The organism is Streptomyces sp. Je 1-79 (genome assembly GCF_025195125.1).
Classification (GTDB): domain Bacteria; phylum Actinomycetota; class Actinomycetes; order Streptomycetales; family Streptomycetaceae; genus Streptomyces.
The window spans coordinates 534,332-546,176 of the sequence record NZ_JAMGSL010000002.1; the positions used below are offsets into that span (position 1 = coordinate 534,332).

Here is an 11,845-nt window from a genome sequence, read left to right on the forward strand (position 1 = left end):
CACAGTTCACTCATGCACAAGTTGACGTAGTCCCAGGGGGAGCACGAGATGCGATCGATTCGTCCGCTGCTGGCCGCGGCAGCCGCCGTCGCGGCCTTGACGCTGACGGCGACGGCCTGCGGCCCGACCGAGGAGAACGCGGGCGACAAGCCCAGCGTGCCCGCGAGCCCGTCCACCGGCGACAAGATCACGATTCCGGACGATCTCAAGGACCGGCTCAAGGAGCACGGGATCGACCTGGACAAGTGGAGGAACGGCGAGTGGAAGAACTGGGATCGCGACAAGTGGCTGCGTGAGGCGAAGGACTACGTCAACCCGATCATCGAGGACCTCTGGGACCCGGACCGGATGCGCGATGCCCAGCGCCCCGACAAGCCGGTCGAGGAAGGGGACATCTCGGGTGACGAGGGGGTGACCGACCCGACCCCCGCGCGGGTCAGGGCGAAGGCCGTGCCGGCGCCGTACCACTCCAACGTGCCCGAGGCGGGCAAGGTGTTCTTCGACGGCCCCGAGGGGTCGATGGTCTGCTCGGCCACGGTCGTGAAGGACCCGGCCAACCCCGGCAAGTCCAACATGGTCTGGACGGCGGGCCACTGCGTGCACGCGGGCAAGAAGGGCGGCTGGTACCGCAACATCGCCTTCGTGCCCTCGTACAACGACCGCTCCCTGCCGACCGCGAAGCTGCAGGAGGCGACCCGCGAGCAGGTCGCCCCGTACGGCGTGTGGTGGGGCGACTGGGCCCAGACCTCCGAGCAGTGGATCTCCGAGGGTGCGGCGACCGGCGGCCAGGGCGCTCCGTACGACTTCGCGGTCATCCATGTGACGCCGGAGAAGGGTGGCACGGGCAAGTCGCTGGAGGAGACGGTCGGTTCGGCGCTTCCGGTGGACTTCAACGCCCCCGCGGTGTCGAAGATCGCCAGCATGGAGGCGACCGGATACCCGGCCGGTCCGCCGTTCGACGGCCAGAAGATGTACCAGTGCAAGGACAAGCCGGGCCGGCTCTCGGTGAAGGCGGATCAGCCGACGATGCACCGCATCGGCTGCACCATGACCGGTGGCTCGTCCGGTGGCGGCTGGGTGGCCGCGGGCAAGGACGGCAAGCCGGCGCTGGTGTCCAACACCTCGATCGGCCCGGTGACGGCCGGCTGGCTCGCCGGTCCTCGCCTGGGCGCCGAGGCGAAGGGCATCTACGACGAGGTAAGCAAGAAGTTCGCCGGCCGCTAGACGACGGTCGACGGGGCGGGACCCTGCGGGGTCCCGCCCCTCGCCACGGGCATACTGTGCACCGCAAGTGACGCGTCCATGGCAACCGGACCACGGCATTCGGTCCGTGACGGCGCCCGGGACGCGGGAACCATCATCAGGGGGATCACTACTCATGCGCTCCACACGACTCATACCGACCTTCGCCGCGCTGGCGTCGGCCCTCGCGCTGACCGCCACCGCCTGCGGCCCGACCGAGACCCCGGCGGCCGACAAGCCCGCGGCGGAGACCAGCGCCCCCGCCACCGGAGGCGGCGACGCGGCGCTTCCCCAGGACCTCGCCGACAAGCTGAAGAAGCACGGCGTCGACCCGGACAAGTGGAAGAACGGCGAGTGGAAGAACTGGAACACGGACACCTGGCTCCGTGAGGCAGAGGACTTCGTCAACCCGGTGATCGAGGGACTCTGGGACTCCCGGCGGATGCAGTCCGCGAAGAGCCCGGACCAGACGATCGCCTCCACCGCGGGCTCCGGGGGCAGCGACCCCGTGCCGCGGCCCGTCCAGGCCCAGCGGGAGAAGACGCCGTACCACCGCAACGCGGCACCGGTCGGCAAGATCTTCTTCGACTCGCCCCAGGGCCACATGGTCTGTTCCGGCACGATCGTGAAGGACCCGCGCCGGCCCGGCAAGTCCAACATGGTGTGGACCGCGGGCCACTGCGTGCACGCCGGTCAGCGCGGCGGGTGGTACCGCAACATCACCTTCGTCCCCGCCTACAACGACCTCGGCAAGTCCCCGGCCGCCCTGCGCAACGCCCAGCCCCACGAGGAGGCGCCCTACGGCCAGTACTGGGCCGACTGGGCGGTGACCTCGGGCGAGTGGATCCAGCGCGGGGGCACGAACGCCGCCTGGCCGTACGACTACGCCGTGCTGCACGTGAAGCCGGCCCAGGGCAAGAAGTCCCTTGAGGAGACCGTCGGCGCGGCGCTGCCGGTCGACTTCTCGGCTCCGGCGCCTGCGCAGGCCGGGACGGTGGGCGCCTGGGGCTACCCGGCGGCACCGCCGTACAACGGTCTGATCATGCACAAGTGCCTGGACCGGGCGACCCGGATGACCACCGCGCCGGCCACGCCGACCATGTACCGCATCGGCTGCACCATGACCGGTGGCTCGTCCGGTGGCGGCTGGTTCCGTGCCCTGCCCAACGGGACGACCGCGCTGGTGTCGAACACCTCGATCGGTCCGGCCGGCGGCAACGGCTGGCTTGCGGGTCCGCTCCTGGGCCGGGGCGCGAAGGACGCGCACGAGATGGTGAGCAAGAAGTTCGCCCGATGACCCCGCCCGCCGGCGCTCGGCAGCGCTGACCTCACCCGCTGCGGCTCGACAGCGCTGACCCCACCCGCCGGCGCTCGGCAGCGCCGACCCGACGGCAGCGCCGCCGAGCCCCGCGAACAGATGGAACGCGGAAGGCCCCGCCCCCCTGATCGGGGGCGGGGCCTTCCGTCTGTCGCAGGCGAACCGGTCAGTGAGCGGCCGCTACGTACGGCGTCAGGAACGCCGCCAGCTCCTCGTGCACCAGCGCCTTGAGCAGCGTGCCCTCGGGCGTGTGCTCCTCGGAGAGCAGCTCACCCTCGGCGTGCACCCGGGAGACGAGACCGCCTTCCGTGTACGGCACGAGTGCCTCGATCTCCACGTTCGGACGCGGCAGCTCGGCGTCGATGAGCGCGAGCAGCTCCTCGATGCCCTCGCCCGTGCGGGCGGAGACGGCGATCGCGTGCCGCTCGGCCCGCATCAGCCGCTGCAGTACGAGCGGGTCGGCCGCGTCCGCCTTGTTGACGACCACGACCTCCGGCACGTTCACCGCGCCGACGTCGCGGAACACCTCGCGTACGGCGGCGAGCTGCTCCTCCGGTGCCGGGTGCGAGCCGTCCACCACGTGCAGGATCAGGTCGGAGTCCCCGACCTCCTCCATGGTGGAGCGGAACGCCTCGACCAGGTGGTGCGGCAGATGCCGTACGAACCCGACCGTGTCGGCCAGGGTGTACACCCGGCCGCCGGGCGTCTCGGCCCGGCGCACGGTCGGGTCGAGGGTGGCGAACAGTGCGTTCTCCACCAGCACACCCGCGCCGGTCAGCCGGTTGAGCAGGGAGGACTTGCCGGCGTTGGTGTAACCGGCGATGGCGACGGAGGGAACCTTGTGACGGCGCCGCTCCTGCCGCTTGATGTCACGGCCGGTCTTCATCTCCGCGATCTCCCGGCGCATCTTCGCCATCTTCTCGCGGATCCGACGCCGGTCGGTCTCGATCTTGGTCTCACCGGGACCACGGGTGGCCATGCCGCCACCGCCGCCGCCACCCATCTGACGGGAGAGCGACTGACCCCAGCCTCGCAGTCGCGGCAGCATGTACTGCATCTGCGCGAGCGCGACCTGCGCCTTGCCCTCTCGGGACTTGGCGTGCTGGGCGAAGATGTCGAGGATCAGGGCGGTCCGGTCGACCACCTTCACCTTGACGACGTCTTCGAGGGCGATGAGCTGGCCGGGGCTGAGCTCGCCGTCACAGACGACGGTGTCGGCGCCGGACTCGAGCACGATGTCCCGCAGCTCACGGGCCTTGCCCGAACCGATGAAGGTGGCCGGGTCGGGCTTGTCACGGCGCTGGATCACGCCGTCGAGTACGAGGGCACCCGCCGTCTCGGCGAGGGCCGCCAGTTCGGCGAGAGAGTTCTCCGCGTCCTGGACGGTCCCCGAGGTCCACACGCCGACCAGCACCACACGCTCCAGGCGCAGCTGCCGGTACTCGACCTCGGTGACGTCCTCGAGCTCGGTGGAGAGGCCCGCCACACGCCGCAGAGCCGCGCGCTCGGAGCGGTCGAACTGATCGCCGTCCCGCTCTCCGTCGATCTCGTGGCTCCAGGCGACGTCCTCTTCCATCAGGGCATCGGCCCGAAGGCTCTCGGTGCGGCGCGTCTCCGCGAAGCTCTGCTCGTCCTGGGAAGGGGATGAAGAGGAGGTCATTTGATCCTTACGTCGATGGAAAGTCGTTGCGTCGATCACAACGTGTGACGGCACCGAAAGATTCCCGGGCCGGCCGCGTCGTCGACCTGACGATGGTGTCACGGTCGGCCCGGGCGCGTCATCCGGGTTTCACGGCGGTCCTCACGCCGCCTCGGGTCTTCTCGGCCGGCCGGGAGCGCCAGTCCGCGTGCCCGGGCATCGGCGGGGTCTTCTCGGCGTACAGCCAGCCGTCGAAGAAGGACGTGAGGTCACGCCCCGCGATCTCGGATGCCAGCGCGGTGAAGTCGGCGGTGGTCGCGGTGGCGTCCCGGTGTTCGGTGACCCAGCGACGCTCCACCGCCTGGAAGGCCTCCGCGCCGATCTCCTGCCGCAGCGCGTAGAGGACGAGCGCGCTCCCGTCGTACACCACGGGGCGGAAGAGGCTGATCTTCTGGCCCGGCGTGGGCGGCTCGGGGGCGGCGGGCGGGCCGCCGTCCGCGCGCCAGGCGTCGGAGGAGGCGTAGGCGGCCTTCATACGCCGCTCCAGGGACTGCCCCGCGGTCTCCTCCGCGTACAGCGCCTCGTACCAGCTGGCGTGCCCCTCGTTGAGCCACAGGTCGGACCAGGTGCGGGGCGAGACGCTGTTGCCGAACCAGTGGTGGGCCAGCTCGTGGACCATGATCGAGTCGACGTACCACTCCGGGAACCCGGGCTCGGTGAACAGTCTTCTCTCGAAGAGGGAGAGGGTCTGCGTCTCCAGCTCGAATCCGGTCGTGGCGTCGGCGATCAGCAGCCCGTAGGTCTCGAAGGGGTAGGGGCCGACCTGGCGCTCCATCCACTCCACATGGCCGGGGGTGCGCTTGAGCCAGGGCTCCAGAAGGTCCCGGTCGGCGGTACGGACCACGTCCCGCAGGGGCAGGTCGTGGGGCCCGGTCCGGTGGACGACGGTCGTACGGCCGATGGAGACCTGGGCGAGCTCGGTGGCCATGGGGTGGGTCGTGCGGTAGGTCCAGGTGGTGGTGGTTCCGTCCGTGGTCCGGCCCGCCGGCAGGCCGTTGGCGACGGCGGTGAGCGAGCTGGGCGTGGTGATCCGGAAGGTGAAGTACGCCTTGTCGGCGGGGTGATCGTTGGAGGGGAAGACCCGGTGGGCGGCGTCGGCCTGGTTGGCCATGGCGAGGCCGTCGCCGGTACGGACCCAGCCGCCGACGTCGGCGGAACCGGTGGGGTCGCTGGTGTGGGTGACGGCGATGGCCAGCGCGTCGCCGCTCTCCACCGCCTGGGCGGGGGTGATCACCAGGTCTTCGCCGCTGCTCTGGAAGGACGCCGGCGCTCCGTCGACGGTGACGGAGGCGACCGTCCCGTGCGTGAAGTCGAGGTTGATCCGCTCCAGATCGTCCGTGGCGAGGGCCTCGATCCGGGTCACGGCGGCGAGCGGTTCGGTGTTCTTTCCCGGGTACGTGAGGTCGATGTCGTACGTGAGGACGTCGTAGCCCGGGTTGCCGAGGTGCGGGAAGAGCGGGTCTCCGATGCCGAGCGGCGTCGGCGCGGGGAGGGCGGCGGCGACGAGCCCGGCCGATGCGGCGACGAGGACGGCGGAGCGCAGCCACCGCGCGCGTGGGGACGGGTTTCGGGGTGTGAGCGGCATGGGCTACGGCTACCAGTGCGTTCGCCGCTCCCCCGGACGGCGCGCTCACCCACCACCCGAAGGGGTCACTCCGGCGCTGACGTCACCGTCCTGACCTCACTCCTCGTGCGTCGCGGGGTGCCGGGCGCGGTTCACGTCGTACACCCCGGGTACGTCGCGCATGGCCCGCATCAGCGCGGGCAGCCCGGCGGCGTCGGGAAGTTGCAGCGTGTACGTGTGCCGGACCCGCTGCTCGACGGGGGGCTCGACGGTCGCCGAGACGACGGCGACGCCCTCTCCGGCGATGGCCTCGGTGAGGTCGGCGAGGAGCCGGGGCCGGCCGAAGGCCTCGGCGACGAGCGTGACGCGGCACTCCGCGGTGTCGCCCCAGCGGACGGTGACGGGTGCGCGCCCCAGCCGTCTCATCGCCCCGACGGCGGCGCAGCCGGCGCGGTGGGCGGTGACGGATCCGCCGCGGACCTGGAAGCCGGTGATCTCGTCGGGGGGTACGGGGGTGCAGCAGCCGGCCGGGCGTACGGCGGTGGCCGGGGCGCCGGGCAGGTCCGCGTGGAGCTTGGCGCCCGAGCGCCGGTCGGCGGTGACGGAGACGGGCGGCCTCGGGTCGGCTTCCGGCGCCTTGACGGCTTCGGGGTGCGCCTGGAGCCAGGCGGTGATCGCGATTCTCGCGGCGGGCGTACGGGCGTGCTCCAGCCAGCCCGGGGAGGGGCCGGACGTGGAGTCCTGGGCGAGCAGCAGCTGGACGGTGTCGCCGTCGTTCAGGACCGTACTGAGCGTCGCCAGGCGGCCGTTGACGCGCGCCCCGAGGCAGTTGTGGGCGGCGGCGCCGTGCTGGGCGTAGGCGGCGTCGACGCAGCTCGCCCCGGCGGGCAGGCTGATCGTGCCGGGGGCGCCGCCGTCGGCGCGGAAGACGGTGATCTCCTGGTCCTCGGCGAGGTCGGCGCGGAGCGAGGTCCAGAAGGTGTCGGGGTCGGGGGTGGACTCCTGCCAGTCGAGGAGCCGGGAGAGCCAGCCGGGGCGGGTGGGGTCGGCGCGTTCGCCGTCCTCGGCGGGCTCGACGCCGTCGCCGATCGTCGGGGGCGTGTACGGGTTGCCCAGCGCGACGACGCCGGCCTCGGCGACCTTGTGCATCTGGTGCGTACGGATGAGGACTTCGGCGACGGCCCCGTCGGGGGCGGCGACGGCGGTGTGCAGTGACTGGTACAGGTTGAACTTGGGGGCCGCGATGAAGTCCTTGAACTCGGAGATCACCGGGGTGAAACAGGTGTGGAGTTCGCCGAGGACGGCGTAACAGTCGGCGTCCTCGGCCACCAGGACGAGGAGTCGGCCGAAGTCGCCGCCGCGCAGGTCGCCGCGCTTGAGGCGGACGCGGTGGACGGAGACGAAGTGCCGGGGGCGGACGAGGACTTCGGCGGCGATGTCCGCCTCGCGCAGGACGGCGGAGACGCTGTCTGCGATGGTGGCGAGGTCGTCGCCCGCCCCGGTGTTCTCGGCGATGAGGGCGCGGGTGTTCTCGTACTCCTCGGGGTGGAGGATCGCGAAGACGAGGTCCTCCAGCTCGGTCTTGAGCGCCTGGACGCCGAGCCGTTCGGCGAGCGGGATGAGGACGTCGCGGGTGACCTTGGCGATCCGGACCTGTTTCTCGGGCCGCATCACGCCGAGGGTGCGCATGTTGTGGAGCCGGTCGGCGAGTTTGATCGACATCACGCGGACGTCGTTGCCGGTGGCGAGGAGCATCTTGCGGAAGGTCTCCGGTTCGGCGGCGGCGCCGTAGTCGATCTTCTCCACCTTGGTGACGCCGTCGACGAGATAGGCGACTTCGGCGCCGAACTCCTCCCGAACCTGATCGAGCGTCACCTCGGTGTCCTCGACGGTGTCGTGGAGGAGGGCGGCGGTCAACGTCGTCGTCTCCGCGCCGAGTTCGGCGAGGATCAGGGTGACCGCGAGCGGGTGGGTGATGTACGGCTCACCGCTCTTGCGGAACTGTCCGCGGTGCGAGAACTCGGCCAGGACGTAGGCGCGGCGCAGCACGGCCAGGTCGGCGTCGGGGTGATGGGCCCGATGGGCCTCCGCGACATGTCCGATGGCGTCGGGCAGGCGGCCCCGGGTGGTGGGTCCGAGAGCGGCGCGGCCCAGCCGGCGGAGGTCGATCCTCGGGCGGGCGCGCCTGCGGTTCGGAGCGTCGGGGCCCGTGGCCTCCGCTGCGCTGACAGGGTTGGTGGCCTCTGCACTCACTGGGGCACCTCCGGCGGCGTCGACCGGCGGTGGTCGGGCAAGGCGTGCCCGCGGGGCCGGTGCTTGATGCTACCGACCCCACCACGGGGCGCAGTCCCGCTCTCGCCCAGCGTGAAACGGATCACCCATTCGAGCGAACGATCAGTCGTTGACTGTTTCGAATATGTCCGTCGGGCCCTGTCGGTCCTTACGCCGTACGGTACCGGCGCCGAGGGTCAGTGACCGGTCAGCCAGGCGGGGTCGATCGTGCCTTCGCCGACGATGACGGCCGGGCCGGTCATGTCCAGCTCCCCGTCGGGGTGCTCGGTGATGAGCAGCGTGCCGCCGAGGACGTCGACGGTGTACGTCACGGGCGTCCCGCTCACGGCGGGATCGACGCCGTCCCGGCGGGCGGTGGCCACGGCGACGGCGCAGGCGCCCGTGCCGCAGGAGCGGGTTTCGGAGGCACCGCGCTCGTGTACACGCATGGCCACGTGGCGGGGGCCGCGGTCGGCGACGAACTCGATGTTCACACCGTCCGGGAAGACCTCGGCCGGGGCGTAGGGGGGCTCGGTGAACAGGTCACCCGCGTGGTCGAGGGAGTCGACGAAGGCGACGGCGTGCGGATTGCCCATGTTCACGTTGCGGGCGGGCCAGCTGCGGCCGTCGACGGAGACGGTGACGCCATCCTCGGGAAGCCGGGCGCGGCCCATGGAGACGGTGACGGACCCGTCCTTGTCCAGATGGACCCGCTTGATCCCGCCGCGGGTGGCGACGGCGACCTCGCCGGCGGTGATGTGCCCGGCGCGCTCCAGATAGCGGGCGAAGACGCGGACGCCGTTGCCGCACATCTCGGCGACCGAGCCGTCCGCGTTCCGGTAGTCCATGAACCACTCGGCCTCGTCGGCCATGGAGCGGGCCTCGGGGTGGGCCGCGCTCCGGACCACGTGCAGCACCCCGTCGCCGCCGATACCGGCCCGTCGGTCGCAGATCCGCGCGACGGCGGCGGGCGACAGCTCGATGGCGTTGTCGGCGTCGGGGACGATCACGAAGTCGTTCTCGGTCCCGTGGCCCTTGAGGAATGCGAGCGGCGAGGTCTGCGTGGTGGTCACGGGATCAACTGTACGGGTCGGGTCCGACACCCGCCTCGACGGTCCACCGCTCGGGCGGCGCGCCGCCGGAGCCGCCGATCGGGCCGTCAGCGGAGGCGGGCCACGCGCCAGACGGCCAGGGCGACCAGGAGCGCGCTGAAGAACACGTACAGGGCGATCACGCGCCAGTTCGGCCGCTCGCCGGAGCCACGGGCCGGGAGGCCCGGCCAGGCGGAGCCGACCCGGCGGGCCGCCATCATGCCCCAGCCGGCGGCGCAGGAGCTGATCAGGAGGCCGAGCATGGCGACGACGGCACCGCCGTCGCCGGAACCGAAGGCGAGGGGGAAGGCGAACATCAGCGAGCCGAGGGCGGCGAGGCCCACGATGGGCGCCAGCTGCCAGATCCGCAGCCGGCGCTGCGGCCGCAGCTCGACCTCGACCTCGTCGGCGTCGACCTCCACGGCCGTGCCCTCGGCCTCGTCCGGACCGTCCGGGCTCAAACCGGGCGCGTCACCCGGAGCTTCGCCCGGGGCCGCTTCGTGCTGTTCTCTGTCGCGAGGGCCGGCCTCCATCGCCACGCGCCCTCCCACTCGGACTCCACTTGGTCGATCGATGCTCGATGATGGCACGCCAGAGACCTCTGGAATGACGGGCATGGCGTCCCGATGCCATCACGTGATCAGGCTGTGACCGCTCGTTCGACCAACGTCAGCGCCGACCGCGGGAGTTCCCCACGGTCCTCCGCCGCTCCACTCAGCCAATGCACCCGCGGGTCGCGCCGGAACCACGAGTCCTGACGGCGCGCGAAGCGCTTGGTGGCGCGTACGGTCTCGGCGCGCGCCTCGTCCTCCGTGCACTCCCCCGCGAGCGCCGCGAGCACCTGCTGGTAGCCCAGCGCGCGGGCGGCCGTGCGCCCCTCCCGCAGCCCTCGCGCCTCGAGCGTGCGCACCTCGTCCACGAGACCGTCCTCCCACATCCGGTCCACGCGCGTGGTGATCCGCTCGTCGAGTTCGGGACGCGCCACGTCGACGCCGATCTGCACGGTGTCGTAGACGGAGTCCGGGCCGGGCAGGTTGGCCGTGAAGGGCTTGCCGGTGATCTCGATGACCTCCAGGGCCCGGACGATCCGGCGGCCGTTGCTGGGCAGGATCGCGCGTGCGGCCTCGGGGTCGGCCTCGGCGAGGCGGGTGTGCAGGACGCCGGAGCCCCGCTCCTCCAGCTCGGCCTCAAGGCGGGCCCGGACGGCAGGGTCGGTGCCCGGGAACTCGAGCGCGTCGATGGCGCCCCGTACGTACAGGCCGGAGCCGCCGACCAGGACCGGGGTGCGGCCTTCGGCGAGCAGCCGGTCGATCTCGGCGCGCGCGCGACGCTGGTACTCGGCGACGCTGGCGGCCTCCGTCACGTCCCAGATGTCGAGGAGGTGGTGCGGGATGCCGCCGCGCTCTTCGAGCGTCAGCTTGGCGGTACCGATGTCCATCCCTCGGTAGAGCTGCATCGAGTCGGCGTTGACGACCTCGCCGCCCAGTTGCCGGGCGAGGAATACACCCAGATCGGACTTTCCGGCCGCTGTGGGACCGACGACGGCGATGACCCGCGGGGCGGGAGCTGCACTTCTCACCGTCACAGTCTCGCAAACCTCCCGACTGGTCCCCGAATGAGCGACGTGACGACCCGCAACCGGGTTCGTTGCCAGTTGCGAGGTTCCGACCGCCGGTTTCCGTACCGGCTGCGCCGGGTGGCGCAACAGGGCGCCCCGGGCGCCGCGGGGCTTTTCCCACACGAGTACGCTATGGAGTTGAAATGGGCGTTTTTGCAATGTTTCGGCGGAAGAGCAAGGAAGCTGCCGAGGCGTCGGCGGAGGAGGCCCAGGCTGATGTCGTGACGGACGCGCCGGAGGAGGCGGAGGCCGGAGCGCGGAGCGGCGGGTCCGGTGAGGCCGAGACGGAGGACGGCTCCGAGGCGGGCTCGACCGTCGGGCAGTCCGACATCCCCGAGGCGCGCGACGGCGCCGCCGGGACGGAGGCCGCCGAGGCGGAGGTCGCCGAGGTGGTCGAGGTCGTGGAGATTCCGAAGCAGCAGTCGGCCGACGAGGCCGCCGACAACGAGGCCGGCGAAGGCGCCCGGAAGTAGCGGCTCCCGGAGACGGGGCGCGGCATACGGACTCACCCGGAGGGAAGGTGACCCATGGGTCTCCTGGATTCACTGAAGGCCAAGCTCGCCCCGGCCAAGGAGAAGGTCTCGGATCTCGCGCAGCAGCATGAGGCCAAGATCGATCAAGGTCTGGACAAGGCCGCGAGGCTGGTCGACGAGAAGACCAAGGGCAAGTACAGCACCAAGATCGAGTCGGGTACCGGCAAGGCCAAGGGCGCCCTTGAGCGGATCGCCCACAAGGACGACGGCTCCACGCCGGGCCCGGACGGAGCTCAGGGGACTCAGGGAACCCCAGGGACCCCGGGGGGTCAGGGGGCTCAGGGAACCCCAGGGACCCCGGGGGCTCAGGGGGCTCAGGGAACCCCTGGAGCTCAGGGGACCCCGGGGGCTCAGGGAACCCCGGGGGCCCAGGACGTCCCTGGAGCTCACGGCGGCGGCCAGGGTCCGACTCCGCCGACGCCGCCCACCCCACCGGCCGCCTGACCTCCGACGCCCGGCGTCGCCCGGCTCTCCCTCCCGAACGGCGGACGGCCGCGGAGCATGATGCT

10 protein-coding genes are annotated in these 11,845 nt (G+C 71.6%); 4 read left to right on the forward strand and 6 right to left on the reverse strand.

What is annotated here, in order from left to right:
- Window positions 1–48: 48 nt before the first annotated feature.
- On the forward strand, window positions 49–1,224 hold the full coding sequence (locus M5362_RS05200; protein ID WP_260226106.1) for a serine protease: 1,176 nt from the start codon (window positions 49–51) through the stop codon (window positions 1,222–1,224).
- Window positions 1,225–1,378: 154 nt separating this feature from the next.
- The gene (locus tag M5362_RS05205) at window positions 1,379–2,539 is read left to right on the forward strand and encodes a serine protease (RefSeq protein ID WP_260226107.1); all 1,161 of its coding nucleotides are present in this window, start codon (window positions 1,379–1,381) and stop codon (window positions 2,537–2,539) included.
- Window positions 2,540–2,726: 187 nt separating this feature from the next.
- Here M5362_RS05205 and hflX read toward each other — a convergent pair whose 3' ends face one another.
- From hflX to miaA, 6 genes are all read right to left on the reverse strand, one after another.
- A complete protein-coding gene (hflX, locus tag M5362_RS05210; RefSeq protein ID WP_260226108.1) occupies window positions 2,727–4,220 on the reverse strand; it encodes a GTPase HflX in 1,494 nt (497 codons plus the stop codon).
- Window positions 4,221–4,338: 118 nt separating this feature from the next.
- Window positions 4,339–5,844 carry a M1 family metallopeptidase gene (locus M5362_RS05215; protein WP_260226109.1) on the reverse strand — a complete coding sequence of 502 codons (1,506 nt, stop codon included), beginning with the start codon at window positions 5,842–5,844 and terminating at the stop codon, window positions 4,339–4,341.
- Between the two features lie 96 nt (window positions 5,845–5,940).
- Window positions 5,941–8,076 carry a bifunctional (p)ppGpp synthetase/guanosine-3',5'-bis(diphosphate) 3'-pyrophosphohydrolase gene (locus M5362_RS05220; RefSeq protein WP_260226110.1) on the reverse strand — a complete coding sequence of 712 codons (2,136 nt, stop codon included), beginning with the start codon at window positions 8,074–8,076 and terminating at the stop codon, window positions 5,941–5,943.
- A gap of 215 nt (window positions 8,077–8,291) precedes the next feature.
- A complete protein-coding gene (dapF, locus tag M5362_RS05225) occupies window positions 8,292–9,167 on the reverse strand; it encodes a diaminopimelate epimerase (protein WP_260226111.1) in 876 nt (291 codons plus the stop codon).
- 86 nt (window positions 9,168–9,253) lie between these two features.
- Complete coding sequence (locus M5362_RS05230; RefSeq protein ID WP_260226175.1) at window positions 9,254–9,718, reverse strand: hypothetical protein; 465 nt, start codon at window positions 9,716–9,718, stop codon at window positions 9,254–9,256.
- A gap of 107 nt (window positions 9,719–9,825) precedes the next feature.
- Window positions 9,826–10,764 carry a tRNA (adenosine(37)-N6)-dimethylallyltransferase MiaA gene (gene miaA / locus M5362_RS05235; protein WP_260226112.1) on the reverse strand — a complete coding sequence of 313 codons (939 nt, stop codon included), beginning with the start codon at window positions 10,762–10,764 and terminating at the stop codon, window positions 9,826–9,828.
- A gap of 260 nt (window positions 10,765–11,024) precedes the next feature.
- On the opposite strand from miaA, the gene M5362_RS05240 reads away from it, so the two are divergent.
- Together M5362_RS05240 and M5362_RS33280 are read left to right on the forward strand one after the other, a co-directional pair.
- The gene (locus M5362_RS05240; protein WP_308354848.1) at window positions 11,025–11,276 is read left to right on the forward strand and encodes a hypothetical protein; all 252 of its coding nucleotides are present in this window, start codon (window positions 11,025–11,027) and stop codon (window positions 11,274–11,276) included.
- A gap of 54 nt (window positions 11,277–11,330) precedes the next feature.
- Window positions 11,331–11,780 (forward strand): antitoxin, encoded by a 450-nt coding sequence (locus tag M5362_RS33280; protein WP_374214408.1) that lies wholly within the window; start codon window positions 11,331–11,333, stop codon window positions 11,778–11,780.
- Window positions 11,781–11,845 lie beyond the last annotated feature (65 nt).

What these genes read in the sequence shown, in the direction of transcription:
- M5362_RS05200 (WP_260226106.1), top strand. Translation starts at nt 49, where the DNA reads ATGCGATCGATTCGTCCGCTGCTGGCCGCGGCAGCCGCCGTCGCGGCC.
- M5362_RS05205 (WP_260226107.1), top strand. Translation starts at nt 1,379, where the DNA reads ATGCGCTCCACACGACTCATACCGACCTTCGCCGCGCTGGCGTCGGCC.
- hflX (WP_260226108.1), bottom strand. Translation starts at nt 4,220, where the DNA reads ATGACCTCCTCTTCATCCCCTTCCCAGGACGAGCAGAGCTTCGCGGAG.
- M5362_RS05215 (WP_260226109.1), bottom strand. Translation starts at nt 5,844, where the DNA reads ATGCCGCTCACACCCCGAAACCCGTCCCCACGCGCGCGGTGGCTGCGC.
- M5362_RS05230 (WP_260226175.1), bottom strand. Translation starts at nt 9,718, where the DNA reads ATGGAGGCCGGCCCTCGCGACAGAGAACAGCACGAAGCGGCCCCGGGC.
- M5362_RS33280 (WP_374214408.1), top strand. Translation starts at nt 11,331, where the DNA reads ATGGGTCTCCTGGATTCACTGAAGGCCAAGCTCGCCCCGGCCAAGGAG.